The following is a 15,418-nucleotide window of genomic DNA, read 5'->3' as shown; positions in this document are numbered from 1 at the left end:
CTCGCCAGGACTGGCAAACAGTGGGGAATGCCTATATGGCTTCCTCACTGTTTTTTTATTGCAGATTGAAGTTCACTTGTACCGTCATCTGCACATCGACTGGCTTGCCGTTCAGCAAAGCGGGCCAGAAGCGGTATTGGTTCACAGCTTCTATTGCGGACATTTGCAGTTCTTTCGGCCCACGAACGGCGTGAACTTCTCGGGGCTTTCCATCCTTGCCGATAATGGCTGAGATATAAATCTCCCCGGAGATGTGATTGGAGTGAGCATCGCGCGGATAAACAGGCTCGACGCTGTATTTAAGGCGAGGTGGTGTAACGCCCGGTGCATTCAGGGTGCGCAGCGGCTCCGGGACCGCATCTGCAGGAGGAGCGAAAACTGCTTCTTCCGAAGGGTCGAGAACCGAGGCTGTTTCTACGTGAACCGTGACTGTTGCCTTGCCGTCATGCGTGATCTTAAGATCGCCGGCAATGACGCGACCTTCGACGCGGATGAGCTTGTTGTGAAATGTCTGATCAGAGGTTGAAGGGCGTGCAGCAATGCGCAGGAGAGGCTCATCCTGATTCAAGCAATATGCGGAGTTGTCCGCTGGCGCGCCGGGTGTGGACGCGGATGGGATCACACAAGTGAGTTTGAGATTGCCGGCGTCGAGGGGTTTGGTTGTATAGGTGGTGTGTTCGATGATAGCTTCGGGCGGCAGCGGGTTGACGAGATTATTTCGGGCAGCGAGCAGGAGATCGGGAGTGTCTCCATGGACTTCGGAGAGCAGGATGCCTGCTTTGCCGCCATATGCAGTTTGCGAAAAATTCTTTCCAGCGAAGACGCGCTTGAATTGAAAAGGGCTGGCCCAGAACTCTTCGTAGGTGCCCTCGTCGGTTACCGCGCCCTGGTCGTCGAAGAGCTGGAAGGAGGCTTTGATGTGCCAGGGTTTGGCGTCTTCTGTGGTGAGATTGTTGAGCTTTAGTGCTGCGAGCATCAGAGCCTTGGGATCGGTGGGCTCCTCCGCGGAAGCTAGGATGCAAGGCAGGAGCGCAAGGCCTAAGCCGAAGAGCACAATGCGGACGGGTTGTTTTCGCATGGCGGAACGATAGCAATAGACGGGCTGAGGCGCAAGGAGATTTCTTGAAGTAAAGGATGCGTATCTGGCTTTCTGATGCGTGATGCGCTACACTTAACGCGTGATCACGAGCTTCCGGCACGCTGGCGTTGAGAAGTTTTTCAAGACGGGGAGCAAGGCGGGAATCCTGCCGGCTCATGCCGAAAGGCTGGCAAATCGGCTGCAGGTATTGAATTTTGCGAAGTCTTCTGCAGACATGAATATGCCGGGATGGGGATTGCATTCGCTGGCCGGTGATCTGAAAGGCCATTGGGCGGTGAAGGTCAGCGGGAACTGGCGTTTGACGTTCGCTTTTGAAAAGGAAGATGCGATCCTGGTGGATTACCAGGACTATCACTAGGAGGTGTTATGCAGCGAATGCACAATCCGCCCCATCCGGGCAAGATTTTGCGCGATGCGCTTGGCGATATGGATGTGACCTCGGCGGCAAAGAAGCTGCATGTCTCGCGCACCACTCTTTCGCGCATTTTGAACAGCGCTGCCGGTATCTCTGCGGATATGTCGTTGCGCCTGTCCGCTGCCCTTGGTACTCACGAGAGCCTCTGGTACCAGTTGCAGATGGACTATGACATGTGGCAGGCGGCGCGCAGGAAGCGTCCCAGGATTGAACGTTTCAATGTTGCTGCATAAATAGCGGGCGACTGCCGATAAAGAATGGGCAGAACAGGACAAACATGGCAACGACAACCAACAAAGACTATTACGCAACGCTCGGCGTGAAGAAAGCGGCCACGCCGGAGGAGATTCGCAAGGCCTTTCGCAAGGCGGCGCGCAAGTATCACCCGGACGTGAACCCGAACGATAAGAAGGCCGAGGAGAAATTTAAGGAAATCTCAGAGGCGAATGACATTCTGAGCGACGAGAAGAAGCGGAAGGTTTACGACCAGCTTGGCTTCTACTCCGACCAGATTGATCCGGCGCAGGCCGAGGCCTATGCGCGCCAGCAGAACATGGGCGGGCAGCCGCCGGTGGACTTTGGCGGCTTTGATTTTTCGGGCTTTCAGGGCGGCGGTGCGCATGGCGGCGCCTCGTCCGGTCCAGGTGCGACGGGTCCGGGATCTCCGGGCTGGGGCAGCTTCAAGGATATTTTCTCGGGGATTTTTTCGGGATCGCAGCAACCGGGCCGTCCCCGTGGACCGCAGCCGGGAACGGACCTGGAGTACCAGGTGACGGTGGACTTCTGGACGGCGATTCGCGGCGGCCAGGCGCGGCTGACTGTGCACCGGCAGGAGGTTTGCCCGACGTGCCACGGCAAGGCTTCGACAGGCGGTCCGCAGGCTTGCCCGGAGTGCAATGGCACGGGGCAAGTGACGCAGATGGGCGGGCGCATGAAGTTCAACATTCCGTGCCCGCGGTGCAATGGTACGGGGCGTATTTCAAATGCCTGCGGCACCTGCCACGGAGAGGGTGTAATGGACCGCTCGGAGAATGTGGAGTTCCGCATCAAGGCTGGCACGCGGGATGGTCAGCGCATCCGGCTGCAGGGCAAGGGCAATGCGGGCATTCACGGCGGAGCGGCGGGAGATTTGTATCTGATTATCCGCACCGGCTCGAATGCGGTGTTTTCACGGCAGGGAGATGATATTCACCTCACGGTTCCGGTGACGGTGCCGGAGGCCTCGCTGGGTGCGAAGGTGGATGTGCCGACGATCGATGGGCGCGCGCAGCTGAAGATTCCGCCGGGAACGCAGAGTGGGCAAAAGCTGCGGATGCGGGAGCGCGGGGTGGAAAGCGCGCAGAGCGCGGGCCAGCGCGGCGACCAGATTGTGACTGTTGAAGTTCTGGTGCCGACGCTACAGGATGAGCGCAGCCGCGAGATTATGCGCGAGCTGGCGAAGCTGAATAATCAAGACCCGCGGGTGCAGTTGTTCGATAAGCTGTAGGCCGGATTGTGTAGAGTGGTGGGAAGAAGCCATGCCTGCAAAACGCAAATCGAAGGGCGCGTACATGATCTCGGCGGTGGCCGAGATGTATGGTATTCATCCGCAGACGCTTCGGCTTTATGAGCGCGAGGGATTGCTGAAGCCTTCGCGCACGGAAGGCAATACGCGGCTTTATACGGACGAGGATATTGAGCGGCTGGAGTTCATTTTGAACCTGGCGCGCGACCTGGGCGTGAACATTGCCGGCATTGCGATCATTCTCCAGATGCGCGAGCGCATGGAAGAGATGAACCGCCAGATGCAGAGCTTTGTGGAGTATGTGCGCTCGGAGATGCTGACGCGCTTTCAGCAGAATGCGCCGAGCACGGCGGGAGCGATTGTTCCGCTGCGGAAGCCTGCTGTGGCCCGGCCGGTGGTGGTTACCAGGACTAATCCGAAGCGCGAGTCTTGATTCGCGTGCACTTGAAGGTATTCTGATAGCTGCATGTTGTACGTCTTGCTTGGATTGGCCATTTTTGGCCTAATTACTTCTTCGGTCTTTACCGGCATGGTGCTGGCCGCTTTGCCCTCGTATCTGCGGGAGCGCAGAGCCGCTCTTGAAAAACTTGCCTCCGGTGCGCCATTTACGCCGCCGCTGAGCCTGCTTAAACCCCTGCATGGCGCGGAGCCAGGGCTCGAAGGCTTCCTCGAAACATTCTTTACGCAGGACTATCCACGGTACGAGATCCTCTTTTGCGCGCGCTTCGCGGAAGACGCGGGGCTGGCGATTGCGCAGAGCGTGGCCGAGCGGCATCCGGCGATTCCGGTGAAGTTTCTGGCGACTGGCGGTGAACCGGATTACATCAACGCCAAGGCCGCATCTTTGGAACATATGGAGGCTGCTGCTGAGCACGAAATTCTCATCATCAGTGACAGCGATGTGTGCGTGACGCCGGATTATCTGCGCGCGGTGGCGCTGCCCTTTGCCGATTTAAAGGTGGGCGGCATGACCTGCCCGTATCGCGGGGTGGTGGCCCCAGGTCAATCCGGCATTGGTTTGTGGGCGGGGCTGGAAGCGGTAGGCATGTCTGTGGAGATGACCGCAGGTGTGCTGGTGGCGCGGAATATGGAGGGGATGCAGTTCACGCTGGGGCCGACGATGGCGTTTCGCCGTGGAACGATCCGCAAGATGGGCGGATTTGCCGTGACGGCGGATTATTGCGCGGATGATTTTGTGCTGGGCAATGAGGCTTTCAAGCAGGGCGATGCGATTGTGCTGAGCCACCATGCGATTGATCACATGGTGATCAACGCGAGCTTCTGGCAGTCGATGCTGCACCAGGTTCGGTGGATGAAGTCCACGCGCTTTTCGCGGCCCAAAGGGCACTTTGGCACGGCGCTTACCTTTGCCATGCCGTTTGGGCTGCTGGGACTAGCTGCGGGCGGGGCGCTGGGGCATTGGGGTTGGGGATTTGCGCTGCTTGCGTGGGCGCTTTTGTCGCGTCTGGCCATTTCACTTTCCGTAGGCCGGATGGTGGTGCAGGACCCGAGCTGGCTGGCGCTGCTGGTGCTGTATCCCGTACGCGACCTGATGGGGTTTTTCTTCTGGGCGGCGAGTTATACCTCCAGCCATATTCATTGGCGGAGCAGGATTTACCAGCTTCTGCCGGGCGGAAAGATGCGGACGGCGAAGTAGAGGCCCGGACTGACCGCTGATTTAAAATCAAATTCATCATGATTCGTTATTCCACTGCCGGTGAGTCGCACGGTGAGGCGCTGATTGCGCTGGTCACGGGGCTCCCTGCGGGCATTCCTGTCGATCTCGATTTTGTGAACCGCGAGTTGTGGCGGCGGCAGCAGGGCTATGGCCGCGGCGGCCGCATGAAGATTGAGACCGACAAGGCGCATATTCTCTCGGGCGTGCGTCACGGCAAGACGATTGGTTCGCCGGTGGCGATTGAGATTATTAACCGCGACTGGAAGAACTGGGAAGAGAAGCTGCCGGTGGAGGCGGGCGATCCGGCCAAGCACCAGGCTGTGGCTTCACCGCGACCGGGCCATGCCGATCTGGCCGGCGCGCTCAAGTACAACTTTCCCGATGCGCGGTATGTGCTGGAGCGGGCTTCGGCGCGTGAGTCTACGGCGCGCGTGGCTGCGGGGGCGTTTGCCAAGCTGATGCTGCGCGAGTTGGGCATTGAGATCCTTAGCCATGTGATTCGCGTGGGCCATGTGGAGTTGAAGCGCACGGCGGCGTGGGATGAGATTGTCGCGGTGGCGGCGAAGGACGACGTGCTGCTGAGCTGTGTGGACGCTGAGACCGAAGCGCGCATGAAGGAAGAGGTTGAGAAGGTCTCGCGCACAGGCGATACGGTGGGCGGCGTATTTGAAGTTGTCGTGCATAACGCGCCTGCCGGCCTGGGCACTTACGCCACGTGGGATGAGCGGCTGGATGGACTGCTGGCGTGGAGCGTGATGAGTCTACAGGCGGTGAAGGCCGTGGAGATTGGCCGTGGTGTGACGGCGGCGGAGAGCTTTGGCTCTCAGGTGCATGATGCGATCCACTATGCGCCGGAGCCCAACGGTAAGCCGACGCGCTTTACGCGCGAGCAGAACAACGCGGGCGGCGTGGAAGGCGGTGTTTCCAATGGCGAGGACATTGTGGTGCGCGGCTATCTAAAGCCGATTTCGACGCTGCGGCGGCCGCTTGAGTCGGTGCGTTTTGATACGCGGGAGACGACAAGCGCCAGCTACGAGCGCAGCGATATCTGCGTGGTGCCGGCGGCGGGCGTGGCGGCGGAGTCGATGGTTGCGATGACAATTGCGAGCCTGGCGCAGCAGAAGTTTGGCGGAGACAGCGCGCTCGAAATGAAGCGGAACTTTGATGGTTATATTGAACAGATTCGGAAATTCTAGGTCAGGAGATTTTAGTTTTCGGACATGGTGTTGAAGATCGTTAAATACCCGGAGCCGGTGCTGCAGCAGCCCGGTGAACCTGTGACTGAATTCAATGATGAGCTGCGCGGCTTTGTCGCTGATCTCTTTGAGACGATGTATGCGGCCAAGGGGATTGGGCTGGCTGCGCCGCAGGTGGGCGCCTCCAAGCGCATTACTGTGATTGACCTGAGCAGCGGAAAGAATCCGGAAGAGAAGCTGGTGCTGATCAATCCGGAGATTATTGCGCGCGAGGGCAAGCAGTATGAAGAAGAAGGCTGCCTGAGCTTTCCTGATATTCATGAGAAGGTGCAGCGTGCGGCCAAGGTGACGGTGCGCGCACAGGATGAGTACGGAAAGTGGTTTGAGATGGATGGCGAGGAGCTGCTGTCGCGTGCGTTTCAGCATGAGTTTGACCATCTGGACGGCGTGCTGTTCATCTTCCGCATGAGCGGCCTGAAGCGCGACATGATTTTGCGCCGCATTCGCAAGGCGCAACGCGAAGGCACCTGGTAGAGACTGGCCGTCCAGGTGACAGCGCGCTCTCGCGCGCCACACCGGCAGCGGTGGGCCTCCTGCTGGTTGGCACAAGGGTTCAGGAGTAAGGCATGGAACTCGTATTCTGTGGTACGCCGCGATTCGCAGTGCCTACGCTTGAGGCGTTGATCGCGGCGGGGCATAAGGTTCCGCTGGTGGTGACGCAGCCGGACAGGCCTGTGGGGCGCACTCAGGAGCTACATGCGCCGCCGGTGAAGCAGACGGCGCAGGCTGCGGGGTTGCAGGTGACGCAGCCGGAGAAGATTCGCAACAATGCGGAGTTTCGGGTGCAGCTTGAGGCAATAGCGCCGGATGCGATTGTGGTGGTTGCGTATGGGCGGATTATTCCGCCGTGGATGCTGGCGCTGCCACGGCTTGGTTGCATCAATCTGCATGGGTCGCTACTGCCGAAGTATCGCGGTGCAGCGCCGATCCAGTGGGCCGTGGCGATGGGCGAAACGGTGACTGGCAACACGACCATGCTGCTGGAAGAAGGACTTGATACGGGGCCGATTCTGCTGCAGCAGACGCTGCCGATTGCGCCGGAGCAGACAGCAGCTGACCTTTTTGGTGAGCTGGCTGTGCAGGGCGCGCCGCTGGTGGTGGAGACGCTTGCCGGGCTTGACGCAGGGAGCATTGTGCCGCAAGTGCAGGATCACACAAAGGCTACGCTTGCGCCGATTTTAGAGCGCGAGGACGGGCGGATGGATTTTGCGGCACGGAGCGCGGTGGAGCTTGTGAATCGCTGGCGCGGCTTTCAGCCCTGGCCGGGAGCCTTTACTTCGTTTGATGGGAAGAAGCTGATTGTGCATCATATGGTTGTGGTGGATGGACAGCCAGGAACTTCTGATCCCGGTATGGTGAGTGTGAAGGACAAGCGGATGCTTGTTGCCTGCGCGCAGAATACGTGGCTGGAATTGCTGGAAGTGCAGTTGGAAGGCAAGAAGCGCATCGCTGCCGCTGAATTTCTGCGTGGGCAGCAGCCGGCGCATACGCATTTGCGGTTAGGTTAGACATGGCTCGTACTTCCGAGAAAATCTCGCCGGCACGGAAGGCTGCATTCGAGATCCTGCTGGCCGTGGAGCGGGGACGCGGTCACTCGGACGATCTCCTGCGAAGTAAATCCGTCTCGCGCCTTTCTGCATCCGACAGGAACCTTGCGACAACAATGGTGCTGGGTGTTCTGCGATGGCAGATTGCGCTTGATGCGCGGATTCGACCGCTGCTTACGCGCCCCAACGCGAAGCTCGATGCGGAAGTGCTTCTTGCGTTGCGGCTAGGTGCGTTTCAAATGCTGAAGCTGGACCGGATTCCGGCTCATGCGGCGATTGATGAGAGTGTGGAGCTGGCCCAGGCAGCGGGGCATCGCTTTGCTTCCGGCATGGTGAATGCGGTGCTGCGAAAGCTGGCGACTGCAGATGCGAGGATACGTGAGGATGATCCGAAGGCTGCATATCCCCTATGGATGGTGACGCGCTGGATGCGCTTCTTCGGCGTAGAGAAGGCAGAAGCGATTTGCAGGAACGGTCTTTCAGAGCCGGAGACGAGTGTTCGCATCCAGGGCTCCTCAACTGCAACTGAGCTTGTGGACGCGGGAGTTAGATTTACGCAAGGGCAATTGCTGACAGCGGCTCGCAAAATCCTCTCCGGGGATGTGATGGAGACGGCGGCGTTCCGCGATGGGCGGGTGCGGATTCAGGATGAGGGTTCGCAGCTTGTGGCGGAGATTGCGGGGAGTGGAGCGGAGATTCTGGACGCATGTGCTGCGCCGGGAGGCAAGACGCTGATTCTTGCCGAGCGGAATCCGCAGGCACAAATTGTGGCCTGCGAAGTGAACCCGCAGCGGTATGCTTCGCTGCGGAAGAGGCTTGCTTCGCTTGGGAGTCGCGTGGAGTGCAGGCAGGCGGATGCGACGGAACTTGAAGAGAAAGACGCGTTTGATCTCGTGCTTGCGGATGTGCCATGCAGCGGTACAGGGACGCTTGGGAGGAATCCGGAGATTCGGCATCGGTTGCAGCCGGAGGATTTTGCGCGGCAGGCGGAGCGACAGAAGGCGATTCTGACAACAGCTCTGCGTGTAGCGCGGCGGGGCGCGAGGATTGTGTACTCGACCTGTTCGCTGGAGCCGGAGGAGAATGAGCAAGTGATTCAAGCGGTACTTGCGGAGGTGCCGGGAGTGAGGCTTGTTTCACTTGCCGTGCGCACTGTGCAACTGCGCGAAAAGGCCATAATTACGTCAGATGGCGCTGAAAGGCTATTCAAAAATACTTCCACAGATGGTTTCCTGCGTCTATTTCCGGGCGATTTCGGCACAGACGGATTCTTTATTGCGCTTATGGAAAAGCTTGCGTGAACGGCTACTCAGTGGGCAGCTTGAGTTCGGCATAATCGCGGCCGAGCAACGCGCAGAGTGCTTCGATGACTAATTCGTGATCGGCGCGCATGGGCAGACCGGAGACTGTAGCGATGCCTACAATGCCTGCGCCGGTGACGCGCAGCGGAAATGCACCGCCATGGGTTGCGTAGTCGGCCACGGGCAGGGCCTGGCTTTCCGTGAGCGAGTGTCCTTTGATCTTTTCCTTGATGCCGGCTGCGTATGAGCTGATGTGGAAGCGCTCGACGACATTGTTCTTGCGGCGCACCCAATCGACATTGTCGGGAGTTGTGCCTTCGAGAGCCGTGTAGAAGAGCGGCTGACCGATGCGGCGCACGTCGATGACGACGGCAAGCTTACGTTCATGCGCCATTTGGCGCAGGCGCGAGCCGAGATCCCAGGCAGTATCCGCACCAAATTCTGGAAGTGTGAGTTCGCGTTCCTGGAATGCGATTCGTTCGAGGTCTGACTGCAAGCTCATGTCGGCGGTGTCTCCCTGATCTACTCATGGTAACCGCTTAGTTCTCGGCGGCTTCTTCTACCAGCGCCGGCTGCCGGATCGGAATGATGCCGAGCCGCTCATAGATGGGACGTATCTCTTTGCGAATGCGGGGGAGGCGCGTGAAGAACCAGATGCCGCCGGAGATGCAGGCGATGCCGCTGACGATGACTGTGTTCTGCGCGCCGACGACGCGCGCCAGCGCGCCTGCGAAGAGGCTGCCGAAGGGCGCCATGCCGACGAAGGCCATGGTGTAGTAGCTCATGACTCGGCCGCGCATCTTTTCATCGACCAGCGTTTGCAGAATGGTGTTGCTGGAGGTGATGCCCTGCATCATGCCGAAGCCTGTGACGAGCATGATGGGCAGTGAGAGCCAGAGGCTGTGCGAGAAGCCAAAGGCGATGAGCCCGGCACCGAATACGCATGCGCCGATGGGAATAATTTTGGTGAGCCCGCGCACGGATTTGCGAACCACGAGCACAAGAGCGGAAGCGAGTGCGCCGACGCCGACTGCGCCCATGAGGAAGCCCTGCGTGTGCGCGCCGCCTTTGAGCACTTCCGCGGCAAAGATCGGCATAAGCACCATGAACGGCCAGCCCATGAGGCTGAGCACGGCAAAGAGCAACAGGATGTTGCGGATGGGTACGGAGTGCGTTACATACTCCCATCCCTGGCGAAGCTGCTGGGTCATGGTGGCGCCATGTGCCTGCAGCTCTTCGTGACGAACCCGCATCATGAGCAGCGAGGCGATGACAGCGATGTAGCTGATGCCGTCGACGAGGAAGCACCAGCCTTCATTGGTGGCGGCGATGAGGATTCCCGCGAGCGAGGGGCCGATGAGACGGGCGGCGTTGACCATCGACGAGTTGATTGCGATGGCATTCTGCAGATCGGCGCGGTCTTCAACCATGCGGATCATGAAAGACTGGCGCGCAGGCATGTCAAAGGCGTTGATCATGCCTTGCATGACGCTGAGAAGGAGGATTTCCGTTACGTTGATGCGATGGGTGAGGGTGAGAGCGGCGAGCAGCAGCGACTGAAGCATGGCGAGGGCCTGCGTCCATAGGAGGACTTTGCGGCGATCCATACGGTCTACGACAACGCCGGCGAGCGGCGCGAACAGAAACGAGGGAATTTGTCCGGCGAAGCCCACGGTTCCCAGCATCAGAGGGGATTTAGTGAGTTGGTAAACCAGCCAGGAGGTGGCAATGCGCGTCATCCACGTGCCGATGAGCGAGATGCTCTGGCCGCCGAAGAAGAGCCTGAAATTCCTATGCTTTAAAGCACGCCATGCGTGCGAGATGCCTTCGGGCTGGGGTGTCTTGGATTCTTTGCTCGACTCAACGGACATGCGTATTTGTTTGACGCTCCAGGCTGCTCCTACGACGCGCATATAAGAGCGGATCAGCATGGGCGTGGCCGGTGAAACCTGTAATGCATTGGATTTTTCTTAACAAAAATCCGATCCGGCATCTTCGCGGTAGGGCTCAGTCGTGGTGATTCTGCTCTATCGCGCGACGGTGAGCCTGACAAGAGTGTTTGCATCCACGCGTGCGCCGGGCAGCGGCTGCTGCTGAATTACGGTGTCCGGCGCAACGGGCAGTTTTACGCTTGAGCCATCGGGCCCGACAGGCGGAACATCCATCTCCATGAAAGTGGGTGGGGCTGCGGTGAGGCCGACATGGGCCAATTGAGCCTGGGCAGACTCAAGCGTCATTCCCTTCAGATCTGGCATGAGAAAGCCGTCCGCGCCTACATCGGGCGGAGCAGCGACGAGGAGATTGATGCTGGGTCCTTCAATGCCTTTTGCGTGCGCGGGCGGATCCTGCGCGAGAACCGTGCCTTCCGGGGTTTTTGCGTTGGGCAGGCGGGCGGTTGTACCTACGGTGAGGCCCACGCGGCGCAGCTTGAGCGCGGCAAGATGCTCATCCATGCCGATCGTGTCGGGCACATCCACCTGCTGCGCCCCGAGGCTTTCGGCGACCCGCACATGCCACTCGCGCCGCACCACGGTTCCAGGCGTGGGCGATTGTGTGAGGATGTGTCCGGCGGCCACATCGGAAGAGAAGTAGCGATTGTCCACATCGAGGTTGAGACCCAGACCCGCGGCCTGACTGCGTGCGTCCGCAACCGTCATGCCTTTGAGCGTTGGAACCTGAACCTCCGCGCCGTGAATGACAAAGTGCATGGTGGTGATGGCCGCAAGAAGGCCTACAGCGACCACCAGCAGGATGACCGATGCCACGCGGAAGAAGCCGACGACGGGGCGAGCGATTTGTGGGCTCATGACTGGGGACTCATGTGTGTGGCTCCGTGCTTATGCTTCTGGTTCTCCATCGGGGAGTGCGATCTCGTAACTGATCTCAGCTTTGCATTCGAGCATCTTCGATACGGAACAGTATTTGTTTTTCGAAAGCGAAACAGCGTCTTCCGCGGCCCTGCGATCGACTTTGCCACGGATGGTGTACGTGAGCATGATTTTTGTGAAGACCTGTGGAGGGTCGGGAGCGCGCTCGGCCTCAGCGGAGACGCGCAGGCCGGTGATTTCCTGCCGTTTCTTTTTGAGGATGCTTACGACATCGACAGAAGTGCATGCGCAGAGAGCCATTAACACGGCTTGCACAGGACTTGCGCCGTGCGTGTGGGCGCTGTCGGTATCGAAGACGATTTTGTTGCCTTCCGAGACTGCTTCATAGATGCTGTCGTTCTTCCAGTCGCTGTAAACATTCATTGCGGTGATCCTCTTATCTTGTGTTTTCCGTTGCGGGCTCGGGGTGAATGGTCATGCGGTTCACCTCCGGGCATTCCTGTTTCAGCCGATCTTCAAGCGCTGTGATGATTTCATGCACATGACCCATCGGCAGCGCATCGGGCAGGGTGCAGTGGCAGGAGAGATCGATATGGTCGCCCACGCGCAGCACTGTAAGCTCATGCACGTCGATGATCTCAGGAAACTGCGTCGCAGTGGAACGCAGGGCCTGCTCAATGCGTCGGTCTTCAACCACGATTTCTTCAGGTTGCTCGATGGTTGCCGGCTCGCTCTCAATGTGCGTGAGCACGGAGTGAATCTCCGGAGCTTCATGCAGGATTTCCTGTTCGAGCGCGGTGACGAAACGATGCGCCTCGATGAGCGGCAAGCGCTCGTCAAGCTCGACGTGCTGTTCTACGCGCAGCTTCCCATGGTGCGATTGCACACTGAGCTCATGCACGAAGACGTTGTTGCGCGCAGCCACGGTGCGCACGCGATCGAAGATGCTTTCCGTGCCGGGGTCGCGTGGGACTGTGTGAATCACTACGTCTGTGCCGGGAAGAGCCTGATCGACGGCCTCGGTGGCGGCGCGGACGACTTCGCCGGTGTGCTCGAAGGTGAAGCGGCGCGGCAGCGCGAGCGTGAGATCGGCAAAGTAGGATGCGCCGGAGCGGCGCACGCGCGCCTGCTCCACGGCCAGCACGCCATCCACGCCTGCTGCCGCGTGAATGACACGTTGACGGGTTTCAGCAGGGATCTCGTCGATCAGCGCGGCGATAGTCTGGCGCGTGAGATGGATTGTGAGGCGCAGGATCATGAGTGAAACCACAATGGCCGCGAATGGATCGGCAAATTCCAGCCAGGGAATACCGAAGCGCGCGCCGGCCCAGCTTGCACCCAGACCGACGAGAACAGCCAGTGTAGCCCAGATGTCGGATGCAAAGTGGAAGGCGTCGGTTTCAAGCGCGGGAGATCCTGTGCGCCGCGCTACCTCGCGTAACTCGCGCGAGCGCCAGTAATCCACGGCGATGGAAGCGAGCAGCACCAGCACGGGCCAGATGGAGTGGTGCAGCTGAATGGTTTGACGTGCAATATGGCTGAGCGCCTCCGAAATGATCCATACGCAGGAAACGGCCATTAGGCCGGCTTCAATGAAGGCGGAGACGTTTTCAATTTTGCCGTGGCCGTAGGTGTGATCTTCGTCCGCGGGCTTGTCTGCCACCCGCACGGAGAAGAAGGTGAGAACGGCGGCGACGAGATCGATGGCAGAGTGCGCAGCATCTGAGAGCACGCCGAGCGAGCCCGAGAGCAGGCCCACCAGGAGCTTGAGCAGCGTCATGCATGTGGCGCCCAGAATGGAATAAAGCGCCACGCGCCGCTTTTCAGCGGTGATGGAGGCGAGGTTGGGCGCAACAGAGGTCATGCGAGTTTCAGGCGCTCCGCGCTTTCATCCATTGGACGGATACCAGTGTAAAGTCCGGCGATTCCGAAGGTATAGGGCTGCCAGGTGCAATCGGTGTGACCCGCTTGGCGCATCATCTCAAGCATTTGTGGAGGGGCGGGAAAGTTGCCGACAGATTCGGGAAGATATTGGTAAGGACTTGTTTGGCCGGTGATGACGCGGCCGATGGCGGGTAGGACACGACGGAAGTAGATGGCGTAGAGCTTGCCGAGCAGGCCGCCCGGTTCGCTGAAGTCGAGGATGCCGAGCTGGCCGCCGGGCTTGAGCACGCGATGAAATTCTCGCAGGCCGGCATCGTAGTTAGCCAGGTTGCGAAAGCCGAAGGCGCTGACGACGAGATCCAGCGAGCCGGATTGCAGCGGGAGATGAAGGGCGTCGGCTTCGAGGGTGGTTGCCGTGGGCTGGTTTGGAGCGCGTGTTGCGAATTTTTCTTCGGCCCGCGAGAGCATGGCGCGTGCGAAATCCGCCGCCAGAATCGGGCGAGAGCCGGCGGGACGATGCTTGAGCAGCGCCAGCGTCATGTCGCCGGTGCCGCAGCAGATGTCGAGTATAGCGGAGTCGGGCTGTGCGAGGATGTCGTGAAAGCGGCGGGCGGTGCGGTTCCACCAGATGCGGTCCACGTTGGCGGAGAGGACATGGTTGAGCAGGTCGTAGCGCGGCGCAATGGAGTTAAACATGGCCTGCACGGCCTGTGCGGCACTGGCTTCATCCTGCGCGCCTGCGGGTTTTGCGCCGGTGTTTGCCATCAGGCCTTTTGCTCCGTGCGATGAGCCGGTTGGGGTTTGGGCGCGGCCTGCGCCAGCATGTATTCGGCTGCTTCGCGCAGCTCACTGACGGTGATGTCTTCCACAACGCCGGCGTCACCGATACCGATGGGAAGCACGAAGCGGCGTATGCCGCCGACGTTCTTTTTATCCGCGCCGCTGGCGGCAACGAGCCTGGCCGCGCTCGCTTCGAATGGCGGAAGAGCGCCATAGTGGTGGATCAGTTCTTCCATGCGGTCTGATTGTGCGCGTGTGATGGTTCCGCGCAGGCCTGCGATGTAGAGCGCGGCAATCATGCCCCAGCCGACGGCTTCGCCGTGCAGCAGGACTTTGTAGCGTGTGACCTGCTCAATGGCGTGACCGAGAGTGTGGCCGAAGTTGAGAATCATGCGCAGGCCGCTTTCGCGCTCATCGCGGTTGACGACATCGGCCTTCATGCGGACGGATGCGGCAATAACCTTTTCGAGGGCTTTGGGATCGCGCGCCAGCACGTCTTCGGCACGCTCATCCATGTAGCGAACCAGCGCGCGGTCACGGATGATACCGGCTTTCACGCTTTCCATGAGACCGGCGCGCAGCTCGCGCTCGCTGAGCGTGCCGAGGACGCCAATGTCCGCAAAGACGGCGAGGGGGTGATGAAAGCTGCCGAGGAGGTTCTTGCCGTTTGGCAGGTTTACGCCGGTCTTGCCGCCGACGGAGGAATCAACCTGCGCGAGAAATGTGGTGGGGACCTGGATATATGGGATTCCTCGCATGAAGATGGCGGCGAGGAATCCGCCGACGTCGCCGACGATGCCGCCGCCAAAGGCGATAAGCAAGGAGCCGCGGTCGCCGCCGGCTTCAATCATCTGGCGGGCGAGGCGCTCCACGCTGGAGAGCGTCTTGCTTTTCTCGCCGGCAGGAAGGAAAAGAGCGATGGGCGGCTGCGGAAAGGATTTTTCCAGCGTTTCGCCCCAGAGCGCCCAGATTTCGGGCGAGGTTAAGACAAAGACGCGGCGCGGAAGCTGGCCGGCCACGCGCTCAATGCGGGACCCGAGCGTGTCCAACAGGCCGCTGCCCGCGAAGACGTCATATCGTGCTGATGGGGTGTCTACTCGTATGGTCTGCACGCTATCTCTATCGT

At 59.8% G+C, this 15,418-nt stretch carries 17 protein-coding genes; 9 read left to right on the top strand and 8 right to left on the bottom strand.

Annotation, left to right across the window (positions count from 1 at the left end):
- Positions 1–55 precede the first annotated feature (55 nt).
- Positions 56–1,078, bottom strand: a complete 1,023-nt coding sequence (locus VO84_RS21210) for an energy transducer TonB (RefSeq protein ID WP_058189767.1) — start codon at positions 1,076–1,078, stop codon at positions 56–58.
- Between the two features lie 100 nt (positions 1,079–1,178).
- Here VO84_RS21210 and VO84_RS21205 point away from each other — a divergent pair, with 100 nt between their 5' ends.
- The 9 genes from VO84_RS21205 (at position 1,179) to rsmB (ending at position 8,800) form a co-directional block, all read left to right on the top strand.
- A complete protein-coding gene (locus VO84_RS21205; RefSeq protein ID WP_058189766.1) occupies positions 1,179–1,457 on the top strand; it encodes a type II toxin-antitoxin system RelE/ParE family toxin in 279 nt (92 codons plus the stop codon).
- Positions 1,458–1,474: 17 nt separating this feature from the next.
- On the top strand, positions 1,475–1,747 hold the full coding sequence (locus VO84_RS21200; RefSeq protein ID WP_231738138.1) for a HigA family addiction module antitoxin: 273 nt from the start codon (positions 1,475–1,477) through the stop codon (positions 1,745–1,747).
- A gap of 44 nt (positions 1,748–1,791) precedes the next feature.
- A complete protein-coding gene (locus tag VO84_RS21195; protein ID WP_058189764.1) occupies positions 1,792–3,000 on the top strand; it encodes a DnaJ C-terminal domain-containing protein in 1,209 nt (402 codons plus the stop codon).
- Between the two features lie 31 nt (positions 3,001–3,031).
- Positions 3,032–3,451, top strand: a complete 420-nt coding sequence (locus tag VO84_RS21190; RefSeq protein ID WP_058189763.1) for a heat shock protein transcriptional repressor HspR — start codon at positions 3,032–3,034, stop codon at positions 3,449–3,451.
- Positions 3,452–3,484: 33 nt separating this feature from the next.
- Complete coding sequence (locus VO84_RS21185) at positions 3,485–4,675, top strand: glycosyltransferase (RefSeq protein ID WP_058189762.1); 1,191 nt, start codon at positions 3,485–3,487, stop codon at positions 4,673–4,675.
- Between the two features lie 38 nt (positions 4,676–4,713).
- Complete coding sequence (gene aroC, locus VO84_RS21180) at positions 4,714–5,892, top strand: chorismate synthase (RefSeq protein ID WP_058189761.1); 1,179 nt, start codon at positions 4,714–4,716, stop codon at positions 5,890–5,892.
- Positions 5,893–5,916: 24 nt separating this feature from the next.
- The gene (def, locus tag VO84_RS21175; RefSeq protein ID WP_058189760.1) at positions 5,917–6,426 is read left to right on the top strand and encodes a peptide deformylase; all 510 of its coding nucleotides are present in this window, start codon (positions 5,917–5,919) and stop codon (positions 6,424–6,426) included.
- A gap of 92 nt (positions 6,427–6,518) precedes the next feature.
- A complete protein-coding gene (fmt, locus tag VO84_RS21170; protein ID WP_058189759.1) occupies positions 6,519–7,460 on the top strand; it encodes a methionyl-tRNA formyltransferase in 942 nt (313 codons plus the stop codon).
- Between the two features lie 2 nt (positions 7,461–7,462).
- Positions 7,463–8,800: a 16S rRNA (cytosine(967)-C(5))-methyltransferase RsmB gene (rsmB, locus tag VO84_RS21165; RefSeq protein ID WP_058189758.1), complete on the top strand. Its 1,338-nt coding sequence runs from the start codon at positions 7,463–7,465 to the stop codon at positions 8,798–8,800.
- Between the two features lie 4 nt (positions 8,801–8,804).
- Here the strand turns inward: rsmB and VO84_RS21160 are convergent, their stop codons facing one another.
- The 7 genes from VO84_RS21160 to aroB form a co-directional block, all read right to left on the bottom strand.
- On the bottom strand, positions 8,805–9,302 hold the full coding sequence (locus tag VO84_RS21160) for a heme-degrading domain-containing protein (protein ID WP_058189757.1): 498 nt from the start codon (positions 9,300–9,302) through the stop codon (positions 8,805–8,807).
- A gap of 37 nt (positions 9,303–9,339) precedes the next feature.
- Complete coding sequence (locus tag VO84_RS21155; protein ID WP_058189756.1) at positions 9,340–10,671, bottom strand: MFS transporter; 1,332 nt, start codon at positions 10,669–10,671, stop codon at positions 9,340–9,342.
- A 156-nt stretch (positions 10,672–10,827) separates the two neighbouring features.
- Positions 10,828–11,607: a PASTA domain-containing protein gene (locus tag VO84_RS21150; RefSeq protein WP_058189755.1), complete on the bottom strand. Its 780-nt coding sequence runs from the start codon at positions 11,605–11,607 to the stop codon at positions 10,828–10,830.
- Between the two features lie 30 nt (positions 11,608–11,637).
- On the bottom strand, positions 11,638–12,051 hold the full coding sequence (locus VO84_RS21145; RefSeq protein ID WP_058189754.1) for an OsmC family protein: 414 nt from the start codon (positions 12,049–12,051) through the stop codon (positions 11,638–11,640).
- Between the two features lie 13 nt (positions 12,052–12,064).
- The gene (locus tag VO84_RS21140) at positions 12,065–13,492 is read right to left on the bottom strand and encodes a cation diffusion facilitator family transporter (RefSeq protein WP_058189753.1); all 1,428 of its coding nucleotides are present in this window, start codon (positions 13,490–13,492) and stop codon (positions 12,065–12,067) included.
- Positions 13,489–14,277 (bottom strand): ubiquinone/menaquinone biosynthesis methyltransferase, encoded by a 789-nt coding sequence (locus VO84_RS21135; protein ID WP_058189752.1) that lies wholly within the window; start codon positions 14,275–14,277, stop codon positions 13,489–13,491. The genes VO84_RS21140 and VO84_RS21135 overlap by 4 nt, the downstream gene beginning before the upstream one ends.
- Positions 14,277–15,404, bottom strand: coding sequence for a 3-dehydroquinate synthase (gene aroB, locus VO84_RS21130; protein WP_058189751.1), 1,128 nt, complete (start codon positions 15,402–15,404; stop codon positions 14,277–14,279). Before aroB ends, VO84_RS21135 begins: the two co-directional genes overlap by 1 nt.
- Positions 15,405–15,418: the final 14 nt, after the last annotated feature.

It is taken from the genome of Occallatibacter gabretensis (genome assembly GCF_001449115.1).
Lineage (GTDB): Bacteria > Acidobacteriota > Terriglobia > Terriglobales > Acidobacteriaceae > Telmatobacter > Telmatobacter gabretensis.
Note: the sequence above shows the minus strand (reverse complement) of the source record. Positions and strands in the feature narration are given on the sequence as shown.